The sequence below is a fragment of the Colwellia marinimaniae genome (assembly GCF_002207865.1).
In the GTDB taxonomy this organism is placed as follows: domain Bacteria; phylum Pseudomonadota; class Gammaproteobacteria; order Enterobacterales; family Alteromonadaceae; genus Colwellia; species Colwellia marinimaniae.
In genome coordinates this window covers 1-258 of record NZ_BDQM01000348.1, presented here as the reverse complement: position 1 = coordinate 258, position 258 = coordinate 1, and the positions used below count along the sequence as shown (strand labels likewise).

Sequence of the window (258 nt, the reverse complement as noted above, 5' to 3'; positions counted from 1 at the left end):
CTGACTTCCACCGTAACCTGCTTAAAGGTGGTATCTACATTTACCCACAAACAGCACAAGCACCAAAGGGTAAACTGCGCTTATTATACGAATGCAACCCAATGGCTTTCCTGGCAGAACAAGCAGGTGCATTAGCGACTGATGGTTACACGCCAATCTTAGATCTAAAACCAACAGCATTGCATCAGCGTGTTCCTTTCTTCACAGGTTCTGTGGATATGATGGATACAGTACACCAGTTTATGAAAGAATATAAAG

The 258-nt window shown here is 43.0% G+C and carries 1 pseudogene; it reads left to right on the top strand.

Annotated elements, in window-relative coordinates:
• Positions 1–258 (top strand): annotated as a pseudogene (locus tag MTCD1_RS19590) (class 1 fructose-bisphosphatase); the annotation flags it as partial.